Source organism: Pseudomonas sp. NBRC 111124, from assembly GCF_001320245.1.
Lineage (GTDB): Bacteria > Pseudomonadota > Gammaproteobacteria > Pseudomonadales > Pseudomonadaceae > Aquipseudomonas.
Map to the genome: position 1 here is coordinate 41,136 of NZ_BCBA01000028.1, position 15,874 is coordinate 57,009.

The 15,874-nt window shown below is 56.7% G+C and carries 29 protein-coding genes and 1 pseudogene; all 30 read right to left on the minus strand.

Annotation, left to right across the window (positions count from 1 at the left end):
- Nucleotides 1–74 precede the first annotated feature (74 nt).
- Complete coding sequence (locus APH28_RS12255) at nt 75–1,514, minus strand: catalase (protein WP_060509676.1); 1,440 nt, start codon at nt 1,512–1,514, stop codon at nt 75–77.
- Between the two features lie 171 nt (nt 1,515–1,685).
- Complete coding sequence (rplQ, locus tag APH28_RS12260; protein ID WP_003255451.1) at nt 1,686–2,072, minus strand: 50S ribosomal protein L17; 387 nt, start codon at nt 2,070–2,072, stop codon at nt 1,686–1,688.
- A 42-nt stretch (nt 2,073–2,114) separates the two neighbouring features.
- Entirely contained in the window at nt 2,115–3,116 is a 1,002-nt protein-coding gene (rpoA, locus tag APH28_RS12265) for a DNA-directed RNA polymerase subunit alpha (protein ID WP_003255452.1), read from the minus strand.
- A 22-nt stretch (nt 3,117–3,138) separates the two neighbouring features.
- Nucleotides 3,139–3,759, minus strand: a complete 621-nt coding sequence (rpsD, locus tag APH28_RS12270; protein WP_027917844.1) for a 30S ribosomal protein S4 — start codon at nt 3,757–3,759, stop codon at nt 3,139–3,141.
- A gap of 15 nt (nt 3,760–3,774) precedes the next feature.
- The gene (gene rpsK, locus APH28_RS12275) at nt 3,775–4,164 is read right to left on the minus strand and encodes a 30S ribosomal protein S11 (RefSeq protein ID WP_003255454.1); all 390 of its coding nucleotides are present in this window, start codon (nt 4,162–4,164) and stop codon (nt 3,775–3,777) included.
- Between the two features lie 18 nt (nt 4,165–4,182).
- Entirely contained in the window at nt 4,183–4,539 is a 357-nt protein-coding gene (gene rpsM, locus APH28_RS12280; RefSeq protein ID WP_003255457.1) for a 30S ribosomal protein S13, read from the minus strand.
- 131 nt (nt 4,540–4,670) lie between these two features.
- Nucleotides 4,671–4,787, minus strand: coding sequence for a 50S ribosomal protein L36 (rpmJ, locus tag APH28_RS12285; RefSeq protein WP_002555468.1), 117 nt, complete (start codon nt 4,785–4,787; stop codon nt 4,671–4,673).
- Nucleotides 4,788–4,815: 28 nt separating this feature from the next.
- Complete coding sequence (gene secY / locus APH28_RS12290; RefSeq protein WP_016393394.1) at nt 4,816–6,147, minus strand: preprotein translocase subunit SecY; 1,332 nt, start codon at nt 6,145–6,147, stop codon at nt 4,816–4,818.
- Complete coding sequence (rplO, locus tag APH28_RS12295; protein WP_003255461.1) at nt 6,148–6,582, minus strand: 50S ribosomal protein L15; 435 nt, start codon at nt 6,580–6,582, stop codon at nt 6,148–6,150.
- 3 nt (nt 6,583–6,585) lie between these two features.
- Nucleotides 6,586–6,762, minus strand: a complete 177-nt coding sequence (rpmD, locus tag APH28_RS12300) for a 50S ribosomal protein L30 (RefSeq protein ID WP_003255463.1) — start codon at nt 6,760–6,762, stop codon at nt 6,586–6,588.
- Between the two features lie 2 nt (nt 6,763–6,764).
- On the minus strand, nt 6,765–7,265 hold the full coding sequence (gene rpsE, locus APH28_RS12305; protein ID WP_003255465.1) for a 30S ribosomal protein S5: 501 nt from the start codon (nt 7,263–7,265) through the stop codon (nt 6,765–6,767).
- A gap of 3 nt (nt 7,266–7,268) precedes the next feature.
- Nucleotides 7,269–7,619, minus strand: a complete 351-nt coding sequence (gene rplR, locus APH28_RS12310; RefSeq protein ID WP_003255467.1) for a 50S ribosomal protein L18 — start codon at nt 7,617–7,619, stop codon at nt 7,269–7,271.
- 10 nt (nt 7,620–7,629) lie between these two features.
- Nucleotides 7,630–8,163, minus strand: coding sequence for a 50S ribosomal protein L6 (gene rplF / locus APH28_RS12315; RefSeq protein ID WP_054887033.1), 534 nt, complete (start codon nt 8,161–8,163; stop codon nt 7,630–7,632).
- Between the two features lie 12 nt (nt 8,164–8,175).
- The gene (gene rpsH / locus APH28_RS12320) at nt 8,176–8,568 is read right to left on the minus strand and encodes a 30S ribosomal protein S8 (RefSeq protein ID WP_019097628.1); all 393 of its coding nucleotides are present in this window, start codon (nt 8,566–8,568) and stop codon (nt 8,176–8,178) included.
- Nucleotides 8,569–8,777: 209 nt separating this feature from the next.
- Nucleotides 8,778–9,083, minus strand: a complete 306-nt coding sequence (gene rpsN / locus APH28_RS12325) for a 30S ribosomal protein S14 (protein WP_008089807.1) — start codon at nt 9,081–9,083, stop codon at nt 8,778–8,780.
- Between the two features lie 13 nt (nt 9,084–9,096).
- A complete protein-coding gene (gene rplE, locus APH28_RS12330) occupies nt 9,097–9,636 on the minus strand; it encodes a 50S ribosomal protein L5 (protein WP_003255474.1) in 540 nt (179 codons plus the stop codon).
- A gap of 20 nt (nt 9,637–9,656) precedes the next feature.
- On the minus strand, nt 9,657–9,971 hold the full coding sequence (gene rplX, locus APH28_RS12335) for a 50S ribosomal protein L24 (RefSeq protein WP_003255476.1): 315 nt from the start codon (nt 9,969–9,971) through the stop codon (nt 9,657–9,659).
- Between the two features lie 11 nt (nt 9,972–9,982).
- The gene (gene rplN / locus APH28_RS12340) at nt 9,983–10,351 is read right to left on the minus strand and encodes a 50S ribosomal protein L14 (protein WP_008089810.1); all 369 of its coding nucleotides are present in this window, start codon (nt 10,349–10,351) and stop codon (nt 9,983–9,985) included.
- Nucleotides 10,352–10,374: 23 nt separating this feature from the next.
- Complete coding sequence (gene rpsQ, locus APH28_RS12345; RefSeq protein ID WP_008089812.1) at nt 10,375–10,641, minus strand: 30S ribosomal protein S17; 267 nt, start codon at nt 10,639–10,641, stop codon at nt 10,375–10,377.
- Between the two features lie 2 nt (nt 10,642–10,643).
- Nucleotides 10,644–10,835, minus strand: coding sequence for a 50S ribosomal protein L29 (gene rpmC / locus APH28_RS12350; protein WP_002555481.1), 192 nt, complete (start codon nt 10,833–10,835; stop codon nt 10,644–10,646).
- Nucleotides 10,835–11,248: a 50S ribosomal protein L16 gene (gene rplP / locus APH28_RS12355; RefSeq protein WP_003255479.1), complete on the minus strand. Its 414-nt coding sequence runs from the start codon at nt 11,246–11,248 to the stop codon at nt 10,835–10,837. Before rplP ends, rpmC begins: the two co-directional genes overlap by 1 nt.
- 12 nt (nt 11,249–11,260) lie before the next feature.
- Nucleotides 11,261–11,947, minus strand: a complete 687-nt coding sequence (rpsC, locus tag APH28_RS12360; RefSeq protein ID WP_003255481.1) for a 30S ribosomal protein S3 — start codon at nt 11,945–11,947, stop codon at nt 11,261–11,263.
- A gap of 13 nt (nt 11,948–11,960) precedes the next feature.
- Nucleotides 11,961–12,293: a 50S ribosomal protein L22 gene (gene rplV, locus APH28_RS12365; protein WP_003103908.1), complete on the minus strand. Its 333-nt coding sequence runs from the start codon at nt 12,291–12,293 to the stop codon at nt 11,961–11,963.
- Nucleotides 12,294–12,304: 11 nt separating this feature from the next.
- The gene (gene rpsS, locus APH28_RS12370; protein ID WP_003255482.1) at nt 12,305–12,580 is read right to left on the minus strand and encodes a 30S ribosomal protein S19; all 276 of its coding nucleotides are present in this window, start codon (nt 12,578–12,580) and stop codon (nt 12,305–12,307) included.
- A gap of 16 nt (nt 12,581–12,596) precedes the next feature.
- Complete coding sequence (gene rplB / locus APH28_RS12375) at nt 12,597–13,421, minus strand: 50S ribosomal protein L2 (RefSeq protein ID WP_003255483.1); 825 nt, start codon at nt 13,419–13,421, stop codon at nt 12,597–12,599.
- Nucleotides 13,422–13,435: 14 nt separating this feature from the next.
- Nucleotides 13,436–13,735: a 50S ribosomal protein L23 gene (gene rplW / locus APH28_RS12380; protein ID WP_003255484.1), complete on the minus strand. Its 300-nt coding sequence runs from the start codon at nt 13,733–13,735 to the stop codon at nt 13,436–13,438.
- On the minus strand, nt 13,732–14,334 hold the full coding sequence (gene rplD, locus APH28_RS12385; protein ID WP_060509677.1) for a 50S ribosomal protein L4: 603 nt from the start codon (nt 14,332–14,334) through the stop codon (nt 13,732–13,734). The genes rplW and rplD overlap by 4 nt, the downstream gene beginning before the upstream one ends.
- 12 nt (nt 14,335–14,346) lie before the next feature.
- Nucleotides 14,347–14,982: a 50S ribosomal protein L3 gene (gene rplC / locus APH28_RS12390; RefSeq protein WP_027917847.1), complete on the minus strand. Its 636-nt coding sequence runs from the start codon at nt 14,980–14,982 to the stop codon at nt 14,347–14,349.
- Between the two features lie 80 nt (nt 14,983–15,062).
- On the minus strand, nt 15,063–15,374 hold the full coding sequence (gene rpsJ / locus APH28_RS12395) for a 30S ribosomal protein S10 (protein ID WP_003186070.1): 312 nt from the start codon (nt 15,372–15,374) through the stop codon (nt 15,063–15,065).
- A 142-nt stretch (nt 15,375–15,516) separates the two neighbouring features.
- Nucleotides 15,517–15,874, minus strand: a pseudogene (locus APH28_RS12400) (elongation factor Tu); the annotation flags it as partial.

A 15,874-nucleotide genomic window follows, 5' to 3' on the forward strand; every position in this document is an offset into this window, starting at 1 on the left:
AAAAATCGGTTAAACAGTAGTGATATTCATTGAAAAACCGCCCAAATGAGGGCGGTTCTTCTTATCACTTCGACTTAGGCGAGATTCACGCCCAACGCCTTGGCAATGCCTTCGCCGTAGGCCGGGTCAGCCTTGAAGAAGTACTGCAACTGGCGCTGGATCACGTCTTCACTCACCCCCGCCATGGTGCCGGCGATATTGCTGATCAGCAGTGCCTTCTGTTCCTCGCTCATCAAACGGAACAACGCACCGGCGTGGCTGTAGTAATCGCGGTCCTCGCGGTGATCATGGCGATCCGCTGCGCCGCTGAGTGCCAATGCGGGCTCAGCGTGGCGTGGCGACTGCTTCGGCGCATCGGTGTAGCTGTTGGGCTCGTAGTTCGGCGCACTGCCGTAGCTGCCCATGGCCATCGAACCGTCGCGCTGGTAGCTGTTCACCTGGCTGCGCGGGGCGTTCACCGGCAACTGCTGATGGTTGGTACCCACACGGTAGCGGTGTGCATCAGCGTAAGCGAAGACGCGGCCCTGCAGCATGCGGTCAGGCGACAGCCCGACACCAGGGACCATATTGCTCGGGCCGAATGCCGCCTGTTCCACTTCAGCGAAATAGTTGAGCGGGTTGCGGTTAAGCTCCAGCACGCCGACTTCGATCAGCGGGTACTCCTTCTGCGACCAAGTCTTGGTCACGTCGAACGGGTTCTCGTCGCGGTTGGCCGCCTCGGCCTCGCTCATTACCTGGATGCACACGGTCCAGCGCGGGAAGTCGCCACGCTCGATGGCCCCGAACAGGTCACGCTGGGCGTAGTCCGGGTCGGTACCGGCCAGGCGTGCTGCGTCGGCCGGGGCCAGATTCTTGATGCCTTGCTGAGTCTTGAAGTGCCATTTGACCCAGGTGCGCTCGCCTTGGGCATTGATCAGGCTATAGGTGTGGCTGCCAAAGCCATGCATGTGCCGGTAACCGTCCGGAATACCACGATCCGAGAAGAGAATGGTGACTTGGTGCAGGGCTTCAGGCGAGTGCGACCAGAAGTCCCACATCATCTGGGCATTCTTCAAGTTGGTTTGCGGGTGGCGTTTCTGGGTGTGGATAAAATCCGGGAACTTGAGCGGGTCGCGGATGAAGAATACCGGGGTGTTGTTGCCAACGATGTCCCAGTTGCCTTCCTCGGTGTAGAACTTCACCGCAAAGCCGCGTGGGTCGCGCTCGGTATCCGCCGAGCCGCGCTCGCCACCGACCGTCGAGAAGCGCAGGAAGGTCTCGGTCTCCTTGCCAATCTGCTCAAACAGCTTGGCGCTGGTATACGAAGTGATATCGCGGGTGACGGTGAAGGTACCGTAGGCACCCGAGCCTTTGGCGTGCACACGGCGCTCTGGGATGTTCTCGCGGTTGAAGTGGGCGAGCTTCTCGATCAGGTGAAAATCGTCGAGCAGCAGCGGGCCGCGCGGGCCGGCTGAGCGGGAATTCTGGTTGTCGGCTACAGGTGCACCGCTGGCGGTGGTGAGAATCTTGCTCATGGGCTCTCCTTATCGGTCTCAGGTGCCGGCTAAGCGGCTTGAGAAGGAGTATCGACGAGCGGTCGTTTCAGAACAAATTCATTACATGACTTGCATCAATAGAAATAAACAATATGTACAGACACAAAAAACCGGGCACTAGGCCCGGTTCTTTGTAGCAGACAGAACGTCTTACTCAGCGGCTTCTACAGCACCGCCGACCGGACGATCAACCAGCTCGACGTACGCCATAGGCGCGTTGTCGCCAGCGCGGAAACCGCACTTCAGGATGCGCAGGTAGCCGCCCTGACGGGTGGCGTAACGCTTGCCCAGGTCGTTGAACAGTTTGCCAACAGCGGACTTCGAACGGGTACGGTCGAAGGCCAGACGACGGTTAGCAACGCTGTCTTCCTTGGCCAGGGTGATCAGCGGCTCGGCAACGCGGCGCAGTTCCTTGGCTTTCGGCAGGGTGGTTTTGATCAGCTCGTGCTCGATCAACGACACTGCCATGTTCTGGAACATAGCCTTGCGGTGAGAGCTGGTACGGCTCAGGTGACGTCCACTTTTACGATGACGCATGATTCATTCCTTACCAAACACTACGTTCGGTGATTACGACGATCAGGCGGTCGCCTTGTCGTCTTTCTTAAGACTTGCAGGCGGCCAGTTGTCGAGGCGCATGCCGAGAGACAGACCACGAGAGGCCAGGACGTCCTTGATTTCAGTCAGGGACTTCTTGCCAAGGTTAGGAGTCTTCAACAGCTCTACTTCGGTACGCTGAATCAGGTCGCCGATGTAGTAGATGTTCTCCGCCTTGAGGCAGTTGGCCGAACGTACAGTCAGTTCCAGGTCGTCAACCGGGCGCAGCAGGATCGGATCGATCTCGTCTTCCTGCTCGACTACGACAGGCTCGCTGTCACCTTTGAGGTCGACGAACGCGGCCAGCTGCTGTTGCAGGATGGTCGCAGCGCGGCGGATAGCCTCTTCAGGATCCAGGGTGCCGTTGGTTTCCAGATCGATGACCAGCTTGTCCAGGTTGGTACGCTGTTCAACACGGGCGTTTTCGACCACATAGGCGATACGACGCACCGGGCTGAACGAAGCGTCCAGCTGCAGACGGCCAATGCTACGGCTTTCGTCTTCGTCGGTTTGACGGGAGTCAGCCGGCTCGTAACCGCGACCACGAGCTACAGTGAGCTTCATGTTCAGGGCGCCGTTGGACGCCAGGTTCGCGATTACGTGATCGGGGTTGACGATCTCGACATCGTGATCCAGCTGAATATCGGCAGCGGTAACCACCCCCGAACCCTTTTTCGACAAGGTCAGCGTAACTTCGTCACGACCGTGCAGTTTGATAGCCAGGCCTTTCAGGTTCAACAGGATTTCAATGACGTCTTCCTGTACACCTTCGATCGCGGAGTACTCATGGAGTACGCCATCGATCTCGGCCTCGACTACTGCACAGCCAGGCATGGAGGACAACAGGATGCGGCGCAGCGCGTTGCCCAGGGTATGGCCGAAACCACGCTCGAGAGGCTCGAGCGTAATCTTGGCGCGGGTCGGACTGACTACCTGCACATCAATATGGCGGGGAGTCAGGAACTCATTTACCGAAATCTGCATGGATGCACCTATTTTCTAGCCCTTACTTGGAGTAGAGCTCGACAATCAGGTTTTCGTTGATGTCGGCAGACAGATCGCCACGAGCAGGAACGTTCTTGAAAACGCCCGACTTCTTAGCGGAATCTACGTCTACCCACTCAACGCGGCCACGCTGGGCGCACAGTTCAAGGGCTTGAACAATGCGCAGCTGGTTCAGCGACTTCTCGCGAACCGCGACCACGTCACCCGGACGAACTTGGTAGGATGGAATGTTTACAGTCTTACCGTTGACGCTGATTGCTTTGTGCGAAACCAGCTGACGCGACTCGGAACGAGTCGAGCCGAAGCCCATACGGTAAACGACGTTATCCAGACGGCACTCGAGCAGTTGCAGCAGGTTCTCACCGGTTGCGCCTTTTTTCGAGGCAGCAGCTTGGTAGTAACCGCGGAACTGACGCTCCAGAACACCGTAGATACGACGGACTTTTTGTTTCTCGCGCAGCTGGGTACCGTAGTCGGACTGACGGCCACGGCGCTGGCCGTGGATACCTGGGGCTGCTTCGATGTTGCACTTCGATTCCAGAGCGCGAACGCCGCTCTTCAGGAACAGGTCGGTGCCTTCACGACGAGACAGTTTGCATTTTGGACCAATGTAACGTGCCATTCTTCTGTCTCCTGATTACACGCGACGCTTCTTCGGCGGACGGCACCCGTTATGCGGGATTGGCGTCACGTCGGTGATGCTGGCGATCTTGTAGCCGCAGCTGTTCAGTGCACGAACGGCGGATTCACGACCTGGACCTGGACCCTTGACGTTGACGTCGAGGTTCTTCAGACCATATTCCAGCGCAGCTTGACCAGCACGCTCAGCAGCAATCTGGGCTGCGAACGGGGTGGATTTGCGCGAACCACGGAAACCCGAACCACCGGAGGTAGCCCACGACAGAGCATTGCCCTGACGGTCGGTGATGGTCACGATGGTGTTGTTGAAAGACGCATGGATGTGGGCGATGCCATCAACCACTGTCTTTTTGACTTTCTTACGAGGACGAGCAGCAGGTTTTGCCATGTCTATATTCCCGGGCGGTTACTTGCGGATCGGCTTACGCGGGCCCTTACGGGTGCGTGCGTTGGTCTTGGTGCGCTGACCGCGAACCGGCAGACCTTTACGATGACGCAGGCCACGGTAGCAGCCCAGGTCCATCAAGCGTTTGATCTTCATGTTGATGTCACGACGCAGGTCACCTTCGGTGGTGAACTTCGCGACTTCGCCACGCAGGGTTTCGATTTGCTCGTCGCTCAGATCCTTGATCTTTGCGGCTGGGTTGACACCAGCGTCTGCACAGATCTTCTGTGCAGTTGTGCGACCGACACCATAGATGTAGGTCAGCGAGATAACAGTATGCTTGTTATCTGGAATGTTGACGCCTGCAATACGGGCCATTCAGTGGGACTCCAATTGACAGCTACCTACGCCCCGGAAGCCAAGAAATAGGGCGCGAGATAATATCGCTGTAGAAACGAATAATCAACCCAGCAGCACACTAGCTGCTGGGTTTGAAGCGCAGATCACACTCAGCCTTGGCGCTGTTTGTGACGCGGTTCCGCGCTGCAGATCACTCGTACGACGCCTTCGCGACGGATGATCTTGCAGTTACGGCACAGCTTTTTCACCGATGCACGAACTTTCATTACCGACTCCTCGAACCTTAGGGGCGTATCAGCGCAGCAAACCGCTGCCACCGTAGCCTTTCAGGTTGGCTTTCTTCATCAGGGATTCGTACTGGTGCGAAACGAGGTGCGATTGTACTTGGGACATGAAGTCCATCACAACCACTACCACAATCAGCAACGAGGTCCCGCCAAGGTAGAACGGCACATTTGCTGCCACCACCAGGAACTGGGGCAGAAGGCAGACGGCCATCATGTAAAGAGCACCGAACATGGTCAAACGAGTCAGAACGCCATCAATGTAGCGTGCGGACTGTTCACCAGGACGGATACCCGGAATAAAGGCACCGGACTTCTTCAGGTTTTCCGCTACGTCTTTCGGGTTGAACATCAACGCTGTGTAGAAGAAGCAGAAGAAAATGATCCCTGCACTAAACAGCAGAATGTTCAACGGCTGACCAGGAGCGATCGACTGCGAGATGTCCTGCAGCCAGCCCATACCTTCGGACTGACCGAACCAGGCACCCAGCGAAGCCGGGAACAGCAAAATGCTGCTCGCGAAAATGGCCGGGATAACCCCCGCCATGTTCACCTTCAGCGGCAAGTGGCTGGTCTGCGCCGCGAAGACCTTGCGGCCCTGCTGACGCTTGGCGTAGTGAACGGCGATACGACGCTGACCACGCTCAATGAACACCACGAAACCGATGATCGCTACTGCAAGCAAACCGATTGCGACCAGGGCGAAAATGTTGATATCGCCTGTGCGTGCAGACTCGAAAGACTGCCCGATTGCTCTCGGAAGACCGGCAACGATACCTGCGAAGATCAACATCGAGATACCGTTACCCACACCGCGCTCGGTGATCTGCTCACCCAGCCACATCATGAACATCGCGCCTGCCACGAAGGTGGAGACGGCAACGACATAGAAGCCGAGCCCTACAGAAAACGCCACGCCCTGGTTGGCCAGGCCAATGGACATGCCAATGGCTTGAACCAGTGCCAGGATAACGGTGCCGTAGCGGGTGTACTGGCTGATCTTGCGACGGCCAGCTTCACCTTCCTTCTTCAACTGCTCCAGTTGCGGGCTGACCGCCGTCATCAGCTGCATGATGATCGATGCCGAGATGTACGGCATGATCCCCAGTGCAAAGATGCTCATGCGCTCAAGCGCGCCACCGGAAAACATGTTGAACAAGCTAAGAATGGTCCCCTCATTCTGCCGAAACAGATCCGCCAGACGGTCTGGATTGATGCCAGGAACCGGGATATGCGCACCTATCCGATAGACGATGATCGCCATGAACAGAAAGCGCAGACGAGCCCAGAGTTCCGACATCCCGCCCTTACCGAGCGAAGAGAGAGCACCTTGCTTAGCCATTTATTCCTCGAATTTGCCGCCAGCTGCTTCGATAGCCGCACGCGCACCCTTGGTGGCTGCGATGCCCTTGATGGTGACTGCGCGAGTAACTTCGCCAGACAGCATGATTTTCACACGCTGAATGTGCTGGTTGATCACGTTGGCATCCTTCAGGGACTGCACGGAGATCACGTCGCCTTCCACTTTCGCCAGCTCGGACAGGCGCACTTCAGCGCGATCCATGGCTTTCAGGGAAACGAAGCCGAACTTCGGCAGACGACGGTGCAGCGGCTGTTGACCGCCTTCGAAGCCAGGAGCGATCGAACCACCGGAACGGGAAGTCTGACCTTTGTGGCCACGGCCGCCGGTCTTACCCAGACCGCTACCGATACCACGACCTGGACGATGCTTCTCGCGACGGGAACCCGGCGCTGGACTCAGATCATTGAGTTTCATCGATTAGCCCTCGACCTTCAGCATGTAGTAAGCCTTGTTGATCATCCCGCGGTTCTCGGGAGTATCCTGGACTTCTACAGTGTGACCGATGCGACGCAGACCCAGACCTTTAACGCACAGTTTGTGGTTAGGCAGGCGGCCCGAGACGCTCTTGATCAGCGTTACTTTTACGGTTGCCATGATTAGAAGATCTCCTCAACGCTCTTGCCGCGCTTGGCAGCAATGGATTCAGGAGATTGCATGGCTTTCAGACCCTTGAAGGTGGCGTAAACCACGTTCACTGGGTTGGTCGAACCGTAGCACTTGGCCAGGACGTTCTGAACACCAGCAACTTCCAGGACGGCACGCATTGCGCCGCCGGCGATGATACCGGTACCTTCCGAAGCAGGCTGCATGTAAACCTTCGAGGCGCCGTGGGCAGCCTTGGTGGCGTACTGCAGGGTGGTGCCCTTCAGGTCAACCTGGATCATGTTGCGACGAGCAGCTTCCATGGCTTTCTGGATCGCAGCAGGTACTTCGCGCGACTTGCCACGGCCGAAACCAACGCGACCCTTGCCATCACCTACCACGGTCAGCGCGGTGAAGGTGAAGATACGGCCGCCTTTAACGGTTTTGGCTACGCGGTTAACTTGAACCAGCTTCTCGATGTAGCCTTCGTCGCGCTTTTGATCGTTATTTGCCATAACTTAGAACTCCAGCCCGCCTTCACGAGCAGCATCAGCCAGCGCTTTGACGCGGCCATGGTACTTGAAGCCGGAACGGTCAAAGGCAACTTGAGATACACCGGCGGCTTTCGCGCGCTCAGCTACCAGCTTGCCAACCTTAGTGGCCGCGTCGATGTTGCCAGTGGCGCCATCACGCAGGTCTTTGTCCAAGGTCGAGGCGCTTGCCAGAACCTTGCTGCCGTCGGCCGAAATGACCTGGGCGTAGATGTGCTGCGAGGAGCGGAACACGCACAGGCGCACGACTTCGAGTTCGTGCATCTTGAGGCGTGCTTTGCGAGCGCGACGCAGTCGAATAACTTTTTTGTCGGTCATTTGCTAGGCCCTACTTCTTCTTGGCTTCTTTACGACGGACTGCTTCGTCCGCGTAACGCACACCCTTGCCTTTGTAAGGCTCTGGCGGACGGAACCCGCGGATTTCAGCGGCCACCTGACCTACCAGCTGCTTGTCGATACCCTTGATCAGGATGTCGGTCTGGCTAGGCGTTTCAGCGGTGATGCCGGCTGGCAGTTCGTAGTCCACTGGGTGAGAGAAGCCCAGGGCCAGGTTCAGGACGGTGCCTTTAGCCTGTGCCTTGTAACCAACACCGACCAGCTGGAGCTTGCGCTCGAAGCCTTGGCTTACGCCCTGGACCATGTTGTTGACCAGAGCACGGGTAGTACCGGCCATGGCACGAGCTTGCTGGTCACCATTGCGAGCGACGAAACGCAGCTCGCCAGACTCTTCGGTAACTTCAACAGACGAGTGAACGTTCAGTTCGAGAGTGCCTTTGGCACCCTTCACCGAAAGCTGCTGACCGGCGAATTTGACTTCGACACCGGATGGCAGCTTAACGGGGTTCTTAGCGACGCGAGACATGTCTATCCCCCCTTAGAACACTGTGCAGAGAACTTCGCCGCCGACACCGGCAGCGCGCGCAGCGCGATCAGTCATCACACCTTTGTTGGTGGAGACAATAGACACGCCCAGGCCGCCACGTACTTTCGGCAGCTCAGTGACGGACTTGTACTGGCGCAGGCCTGGACGGCTGGAGCGCTTCAGTTCCTCGATGACCGGACGGCCTTCGAAGTACTTCAGTTCGATCGACAGGGAAGGCTTGGCTTCACCAGTAACCTGGTAGCCAGCGATGTAACCTTCGTCCTTCAGAACTTTGGCAACCGCAACCTTCAGAGTGGAGGAAGGCATGCTTACGACGGACTTTTCAGCCATCTGGGCATTACGGATGCGAGTTAGCATGTCCGCTAACGGGTCCTGCATACTCATGGGCTAGATGCTCCTGATACAAGAAATTTTAGCCTCGCGGCTATCACAACCACCCGAACGGGCAGGGTAAAAAACCCAGGCTCGGGTGAGCCGGTCATTCTAGACACAAGGCAGAAACGAAACAAGCCCCACGAGGGGGCTTGTTTGTTGGCGAGGTCACCGGCGGTCGGAAGATTGCTCCCCTTCCACCGTGATCACACCTGCAGCGCTTACCAGGAGGCTTTGACCAGGCCTGGTACGTCGCCGCGCATTGCAGCTTGACGCAGCATGTTACGGCCCAGGCCGAACTTACGGTATACACCGTGAGGACGACCGGTCAGGCGGCAACGGTTGCGCAGGCGCGCAGCGCTCGCATCACGTGGCTGCTTCTGCAGAGCGACAACGGCAGCGAAACGCTCTTCAGGAGAGGCGTTCACGTTGACGATGGTCGCTTTCAGCTCAGCACGCTTTTTGGCGAACTTGGCTACCGTGAGCTGACGCTTCAGCTCGCGGTTCTTCATGCTCTTCTTGGCCATTTTCCTACTCCAATCAGTTGCGGAACGGGAATTTGAATGCACGCAGCAGAGCGCGGCCTTCGTCATCCGAACGAGCAGTGGTGGTCAGGGTGATGTCCAAACCGCGCAGAGCATCGATCTTGTCGTAATCGATTTCCGGGAAGATGATCTGCTCTTTCACGCCCATGCTGTAGTTGCCACGGCCATCGAAGGACTTGGCATTCAGGCCGCGGAAGTCGCGTACCCGAGGCAGGGAGATCGCCAGCAGGCGGTCCAGGAATTCGTACATCTTGTCGCTACGCAGGGTCACCTTGACGCCGATCGGCCATCCCTCACGGACTTTGAAGCCCGCGATGGATTTACGAGCGAAAGTCACGACCGGCTTTTGACCGGTGATCTTTTCCAGGTCGGCAACAGCGTGCTCGATGACTTTCTTGTCGCCGATCGCTTCGCCCAGACCCATGTTCAGGGTGATCTTGGTAACGCGCGGAACTTCCATCACGTTCGACAGCTTAAGTTCTTCCTTAAGCTTAGGAGCGATTTCGTTCCGGTAAATCTCTTTCAGTCGTGCCATGGTCTTCTACCTAGCAGTGTTCAAGCATCAACCGCTTTTTGGGTCGACTTGAAGACACGAATTTTCTTACCGTCTTCTACTTTGAAACCAACGCGGTCAGCTTTGTTGGTTTCGCCGTTGAAGATGGCAACGTTGGAAGCGTGCAGAGGCGCTTCTTTTTCGACGATACCGCCCTGAACGCCCGCCATCGGGTTAGGCTTGGTATGACGCTTGACCAGGTTCACGCCACCGATGACCAGACGGTCATCAGCCAGAACCTTCAGCACCTTACCGCGCTTACCTTTGTCTTTGCCGGCGATCACGATGATCTCGTCGTCACGACGAATCTTTTGCATGTCGGATCTCCTTACAGCACTTCAGGGGCGAGCGAGACGATCTTCATGAACTTCTCAGTACGAAGTTCACGGGTCACTGGCCCGAAGATGCGAGTGCCGATCGGCTCTTGCTTGGTGTTCAGCAGAACAGCAGCGTTGCCGTCGAAACGAATGATGGAACCGTCAGCGCGACGTACACCGTGACGGGTACGGACGACAACAGCAGTCATCACCTGGCCTTTTTTGACCTTACCGCGCGGAATTGCTTCCTTGACGGTTACTTTGATGATGTCACCGATGCCGGCGTAACGGCGGTGCGAACCGCCGAGTACCTTAATGCACATGACGCGACGAGCGCCGCTGTTATCGGCCACATCGAGCATGGATTGAGTCTGAATCATAAAATTTCTCCGACCCCTAGCCCTTAGACTTCAACAGCGCGTTCGAGGACTTCAACCAGTGCCCAGGACTTGGTCTTGGCCAGCGGACGGGTTTCACGGATGGAAACCTTGTCGCCGATTTTGCACTGGTTGGATTCGTCGTGCGCGTGCAGCTTAGTCGAACGCTTAACGTATTTACCGTAGATCGGGTGCTTTACGCGACGCTCGATCAGAACGGTGATGGTCTTGTCCATTTTGTCGCTGACGACACGGCCAGTCAGCGTACGGACGGTTTTTTCAGCTTCAGCCATGATCACTTACCTGCCTGCTGGTTAAGCACAGTTTTCACGCGAGCGATGTCACGCTTAACTTGCGAGAGCAGGTGCGACTGCCCCAACTGGCCAGTTGCTTTCTGCATACGCAGATTGAACTGGTCGCGCAGCAAGCCGAGCAGTTGCTCATTCAGTTGCTGTGCAGATTTTTCACGAAGTTCATTCGCTTTCATCACATCACCGTCCGCTTAACAAAGGAGGTGGCGAGAGGCAGCTTTGCAGCAGCCAGGGCGAAAGCTTCGCGCGCCAGCTCTTCAGAAACACCCTCGATCTCGTACAGGACTTTACCTGGCTGGATCTGGGCAACCCAGTATTCCACGGAGCCCTTACCTTTACCCATACGAACCTCGAGAGGCTTCTTGGAGATCGGCTTGTCCGGGAACACACGGATCCAGATCTTACCGCCACGCTTAACGTGACGGGTCAGCGCACGACGTGCGGACTCGATCTGGCGAGCGGTGAGGCGACCGCGAGCAACAGCTTTCAGGGCGAATTCGCCGAAGCTGACTTTGCTACCGCGCAGTGCCAGACCACGGTTGTGGCCAGTCATCTGCTTGCGGAATTTTGTACGCTTTGGTTGCAACATTTGGCGTACCCCTTACTTAGCAGCTTTTTTACGAGGCGCTGGTGCTTGTGGTTTCAGTTCTTCTTGGCGACCACCAATAACTTCGCCTTTGAAGATCCAAACCTTCACACCGATCACACCGTAAGTGGTGTGAGCTTCGTAGGTGTTGTAGTCGATATCGGCACGCAGGGTGTGCAGAGGCACACGACCTTCGCGATACCACTCGGTACGAGCAATCTCAGCACCGCCGAGACGACCGCTCACCTGGATCTTGATGCCCTTGGCACCAATACGCATGGCGTTCTGTACGGCGCGCTTCATGGCGCGACGGAACATAACGCGGCGTTCCAGCTGCTGAGCTACGCTCTGCGCAACCAGCATTGCGTCGAGTTCCGGCTTGCGGATCTCTTCGATGTTGATGTGCACAGGCACACCCATCTGCTTGGTCAGGTCCTGACGCAGCTTCTCGACATCTTCACCTTTCTTCCCGATAACGATACCTGGACGAGCGGTGTGGATGGTGATGCGTGCAGTTTGAGCCGGACGATGAATATCGATACGGCTTACGGACGCGCTTTTTAGTTTGTCTTGGAGGTACTCACGCGTTTTCAGATCCTTCAACAGGTAATCTGCGTAAGTAGCACCGTCTGCGTACCAGACGGAGGTGTGCTCCTTGACGATTCCCAGGCGAATGCCAGTGGGATGTACTTTCTGACCCATCTGATCGACTCCGTTACTTGTCCGCAACCTTGACAGTGATATGGCAAGACCGCTTGACGATGCGATCAGCACGGCCTTTGGCACGTGGCATGATGCGCTTCAGCGAACGCCCTTCGTTGACGAAGACGGTGGAGACCTTCAGGTCATCAACGTCTGCGCCTTCGTTGTGTTCGGCGTTGGCTACGGCCGACTCGAGGACTTTCTTCATGATTTCAGCGGCTTTTTTGCTGCTGAAGGCCAACAGGTTGAGCGCTTCGCCCACCTTCTTCCCGCGGATCTGGTCGGCGACCAAGCGGGCTTTCTGGGCGGAGATGCGAGCGCCCGACAACTTAGCGGCTACTTCCATTTCCTTACCCCTTAACGCTTGGCTTTCTTGTCAGCCACGTGCCCGCGATAGGTGCGGGTACCGGCGAACTCGCCCAGTTTGTGGCCGACCATGTCTTCGTTCACGAGAACTGGGACATGCTGGCGACCGTTGTGAACCGCGATGGTCAGACCGACCATTTGTGGCAGGATCATCGAACGACGCGACCAGGTTTTAACTGGCTTGCGATCGTTCTTCTCCACCGCCACTTCGACCTTCTTCAACAGGTGAAGATCGATAAAAGGACCTTTTTTCAGAGAACGTGGCACTGTCGTATCCCTCTAGTTACTTGCGACGACGGACGATCATGTTGTCGGTACGCTTATTACCGCGGGTCTTCGCACCCTTGGTTGGGAAGCCCCATGGCGATACCGGATGACGACCACCGGAGGTACGACCTTCACCACCACCATGTGGGTGGTCAACCGGGTTCATGGCAACACCACGAACGGTTGGGCGAACGCCGCGCCAGCGTTTGGCACCAGCTTTACCCAGCGAACGCAGGCTGTGCTCGGAGTTCGAGACTTCGCCCAGGGTCGCACGGCACTCAGCCAGGACTTTACGCATTTCACCAGAGCGCAGACGCAGGGTCACATAGACACCTTCGCGAGCGATCAGCTGAGCCGAAGCACCAGCGGAACGTGCGATCTGAGCACCTTTACCCGGCTTCAGTTCGATGCCGTGAATGGTGCTACCTACTGGAATGTTGCGCAGCTGCAGGGAGTTACCGGCCTTGATTGGGGCCAGGGCACCTGCGATCAGCTGGTCGCCAGCACTCACGCCTTTAGGGGCGATGATGTAGCGACGCTCACCGTCTGCGTAGCACAGCAGGGCGATGTGAGCAGTACGGTTTGGATCGTATTCGATACGCTCGACAGTGGCTGGAATGCCATCTTTGTCGTTGCGACGGAAGTCGACCAGACGGTAATGCTGCTTATGACCACCACCAACGTGACGAGTGGTAATGCGGCCATTGTTGTTACGACCACCAGACTTCGATTTTTTCTCGATCAGCGGTGCGTGAGGAGCGCCTTTGTGCAGCTCCTTGTTGACCACCTTGACCACGAAACGGCGGCCAGGGGAAGTCGGTTTGCATTTAACGATTGCCATGATGCACCCCTTCCTTACTCAGCACTGCTGCTGAAATCGAGATCTTGGCCTGGCTGAAGGGAGACGATCGCCTTCTTCCAGTCATTACGCTTGCCCAGACCACGTGCGGTACGCTTGGTTTTACCCAGAACGTTAACAGTCGACACGTTTTCAACTTTTACGTTGAACAGGCCTTCGACAGCTTTCTTGATTTCCAGCTTGGTTGCATCGGTAGCAACCTTGAATACGAACTGGCCTTTTTTCTCAGCCAGAACGGTAGCCTTCTCGGAAACGTGCGGGCCAAGGAGGACTTTGAATACGCGTTCCTGGTTCATCCCAGCAGCTCCTCGAATTTCTTCACGGCCGAGACGGTGATCAACACCTTCTCGTATGCGATCAGACTGACCGGGTCGGAACCTTGAACGTCACGTACATCGACGTGCGGCAGGTTGCGAGCAGCCAGGTACAGGTTCTGATCAACAGCGTCGGAAACGATCAGTACATCGCTCAGACCCATGCCGTTCAGCTTGTTCAGCAGATCTTTGGTTTTCGGTGCTTCAACAGCGAAGTCCTGAACCACGACCAGACGGTCGCTACGCACCAGCTCAGCGAGGATGGAGCGCAGGGCTGCGCGATACATCTTCTTGTTGAGCTTCTGCGAGTGATCTTGAGGACGAGCTGCGAAGGTTACACCACCGCCACGCCAGATCGGACCACGAGTGGTACCAGCACGAGCACGGCCAGTACCCTTCTGACGCCATGGGCGCTTACCGCCACCAGCCACGTCGGAACGGGTCTTTTGCTGCTTGGTGCCCTGACGGCCGCCGGCCATGTAGGCCACGACTGCTTGGTGTACCAGCGTCTCGTTGAATTCGCCACCGAAAGCCAGTTCGGAAACTTCGATCGCCTGAGCGTCATTTACATTAAGTTGCATGTCAGTATCCCCTTAACCGCGAGCCTTGACAGCTGGACGTACAACCACGTCGCCGCCAGTAGCGCCAGGAACGGCACCCTTGACGAGCAGCAGGTTGCGCTCAGCGTCTACGCGAACTACTTCCAGGGACTGAACAGTCACGCGCTCGGCGCCCATGTGACCGGACATTTTCTTGCCCTTGAACACACGACCAGGAGTCTGGCACTGGCCGATGGAACCTGGGACACGGTGCGACACGGAGTTACCGTGGGTGTTGTCCTGGCCACGGAAGTTCCAGCGCTTGATGGTACCGGCGAAGCCTTTACCTTTGGACTGACCAGTAACGTCAACCAGCTGGCCTGCAGTGAAGAGTTCAGCTTTGATCGAGTCGCCAGCCTGGAACTCGCCTTCTTCAAGACGGAACTCCCAGACACCGCGACCAGCGGCAACGTTGGCCTTGGCGAAGTGGCCTGCCTGAGCGGCAGTCACACGCGAAGCACGACGCTCGCCGACAGTGACTTGCACTGCACGGTAGCCATCGGTTTCTTCAGTTTTGAACTGGGTGACACGATTCGGCTCGATCTCAATGACCGTGACCGGAATGGAGACACCTTCTTCGGTGAAAATGCGGGTCATACCGCACTTGCGACCGATTACACCAATAGTCATGTTGTAAACCTCATGAGTGTACGGGGCTTTCACCCGCTATGGCCGCCCATTTCAGAGCGTTACACGACTAGACCGAAGTCTTAGCCGAGGCTGATCTGTACTTCCACACCTGCCGCCAGATCAAGCTTCATCAGCGCATCAACGGTTTTATCCGTTGGCTGGACGATGTCCAGAACACGCTTATGAGTGCGAATCTCGTACTGGTCACGCGCGTCTTTGTTGACGTGCGGGGAGACCAGAACGGTGAAACGCTCTTTGCGGGTAGGCAGTGGAATTGGACCACGCACTTGTGCACCAGTACGTTTCGCGGTTTCCACGATTTCCTGGGTGGATTGGTCGATCAGGCGATGGTCGAAAGCCTTCAACCTGATACGGATTTGCTGATTTTGCATTGGATTTCAGACTCCAGGCTGTTCCCAACGGACGCACTACGCCCGCTAAAAGGAGGCGTGATTCTATAGACGCCCCAATTTAGTGTCAACCCAATAAAAAAAACCCCCGCTGAGCGGGGGTCTTTTTCAATCGGTCGAGTGATTACTCGATGATTTTGGCTACGACGCCGGCGCCGACGGTACGACCGCCTTCACGGATAGCGAAGCGCAGACCGTCTTCCATTGCGATGGTCTTGATCAGGGTAACAGTCATCTGAATGTTGTCACCTGGCATTACCATTTCAACGCCTTCCGGCAGTTCGCAGTTACCGGTCACGTCAGTGGTACGGAAGTAGAACTGAGGACGGTAGCCTTTGAAGAACGGAGTGTGACGGCCGCCTTCTTCCTTCGACAGGACGTAGACTTCTGCGGTGAACTTGGTGTGCGGCTTGACCGAACCTGGCTTGACCAGAACCTGGCCACGCTCAACGTCGTCACGCTTGGTACCACGCAGCAGAACG

Excerpts from the sequence above, each read along its gene's own strand:
- APH28_RS12255 (WP_060509676.1), bottom strand. The coding sequence starts at position 1,514 with ATGAGCAAGATTCTCACCACCGCCAGCGGTGCACCTGTAGCCGACAAC.
- rplQ (WP_003255451.1), bottom strand. The coding sequence starts at position 2,072 with ATGCGTCATCGTAAAAGTGGACGTCACCTGAGCCGTACCAGCTCTCAC.
- rpoA (WP_003255452.1), bottom strand. The coding sequence starts at position 3,116 with ATGCAGATTTCGGTAAATGAGTTCCTGACTCCCCGCCATATTGATGTG.
- rpsD (WP_027917844.1), bottom strand. The coding sequence starts at position 3,759 with ATGGCACGTTACATTGGTCCAAAATGCAAACTGTCTCGTCGTGAAGGC.
- rpsK (WP_003255454.1), bottom strand. The coding sequence starts at position 4,164 with ATGGCAAAACCTGCTGCTCGTCCTCGTAAGAAAGTCAAAAAGACAGTG.
- rpsM (WP_003255457.1), bottom strand. The coding sequence starts at position 4,539 with ATGGCCCGTATTGCAGGCGTCAACATTCCAGATAACAAGCATACTGTT.
- rpmJ (WP_002555468.1), bottom strand. The coding sequence starts at position 4,787 with ATGAAAGTTCGTGCATCGGTGAAAAAGCTGTGCCGTAACTGCAAGATC.
- secY (WP_016393394.1), bottom strand. The coding sequence starts at position 6,147 with ATGGCTAAGCAAGGTGCTCTCTCTTCGCTCGGTAAGGGCGGGATGTCG.
- rplO (WP_003255461.1), bottom strand. The coding sequence starts at position 6,582 with ATGAAACTCAATGATCTGAGTCCAGCGCCGGGTTCCCGTCGCGAGAAG.
- rpmD (WP_003255463.1), bottom strand. The coding sequence starts at position 6,762 with ATGGCAACCGTAAAAGTAACGCTGATCAAGAGCGTCTCGGGCCGCCTG.
- rpsE (WP_003255465.1), bottom strand. The coding sequence starts at position 7,265 with ATGGCAAATAACGATCAAAAGCGCGACGAAGGCTACATCGAGAAGCTG.
- rplR (WP_003255467.1), bottom strand. The coding sequence starts at position 7,619 with ATGACCGACAAAAAAGTTATTCGACTGCGTCGCGCTCGCAAAGCACGC.
- rplF (WP_054887033.1), bottom strand. The coding sequence starts at position 8,163 with ATGTCTCGCGTCGCTAAGAACCCCGTTAAGCTGCCATCCGGTGTCGAA.
- rpsH (WP_019097628.1), bottom strand. The coding sequence starts at position 8,568 with ATGAGTATGCAGGACCCGTTAGCGGACATGCTAACTCGCATCCGTAAT.
- rpsN (WP_008089807.1), bottom strand. The coding sequence starts at position 9,083 with ATGGCCAAGAAGAGCATGAAGAACCGCGAGCTGAAGCGTCAGCTCACG.
- rplE (WP_003255474.1), bottom strand. The coding sequence starts at position 9,636 with ATGGCACGACTGAAAGAGATTTACCGGAACGAAATCGCTCCTAAGCTT.
- rplX (WP_003255476.1), bottom strand. The coding sequence starts at position 9,971 with ATGCAAAAGATTCGTCGTGACGACGAGATCATCGTGATCGCCGGCAAA.
- rplN (WP_008089810.1), bottom strand. The coding sequence starts at position 10,351 with ATGATTCAGACTCAATCCATGCTCGATGTGGCCGATAACAGCGGCGCT.
- rpsQ (WP_008089812.1), bottom strand. The coding sequence starts at position 10,641 with ATGGCTGAAGCTGAAAAAACCGTCCGTACGCTGACTGGCCGTGTCGTC.
- rpmC (WP_002555481.1), bottom strand. The coding sequence starts at position 10,835 with ATGAAAGCGAATGAACTTCGTGAAAAATCTGCACAGCAACTGAATGAG.
- rplP (WP_003255479.1), bottom strand. The coding sequence starts at position 11,248 with ATGTTGCAACCAAAGCGTACAAAATTCCGCAAGCAGATGACTGGCCAC.
- rpsC (WP_003255481.1), bottom strand. The coding sequence starts at position 11,947 with ATGGGTCAGAAAGTACATCCCACTGGCATTCGCCTGGGAATCGTCAAG.
- rplV (WP_003103908.1), bottom strand. The coding sequence starts at position 12,293 with ATGGAAGTAGCCGCTAAGTTGTCGGGCGCTCGCATCTCCGCCCAGAAA.
- rplB (WP_003255483.1), bottom strand. The coding sequence starts at position 13,421 with ATGGCAATCGTTAAATGCAAACCGACTTCCCCTGGCCGCCGTTTCGTG.
- rplW (WP_003255484.1), bottom strand. The coding sequence starts at position 13,735 with ATGAACCAGGAACGCGTATTCAAAGTCCTCCTTGGCCCGCACGTTTCC.
- rplD (WP_060509677.1), bottom strand. The coding sequence starts at position 14,334 with ATGCAACTTAATGTAAATGACGCTCAGGCGATCGAAGTTTCCGAACTG.
- rplC (WP_027917847.1), bottom strand. The coding sequence starts at position 14,982 with ATGACTATTGGTGTAATCGGTCGCAAGTGCGGTATGACCCGCATTTTC.
- rpsJ (WP_003186070.1), bottom strand. The coding sequence starts at position 15,374 with ATGCAAAATCAGCAAATCCGTATCAGGTTGAAGGCTTTCGACCATCGC.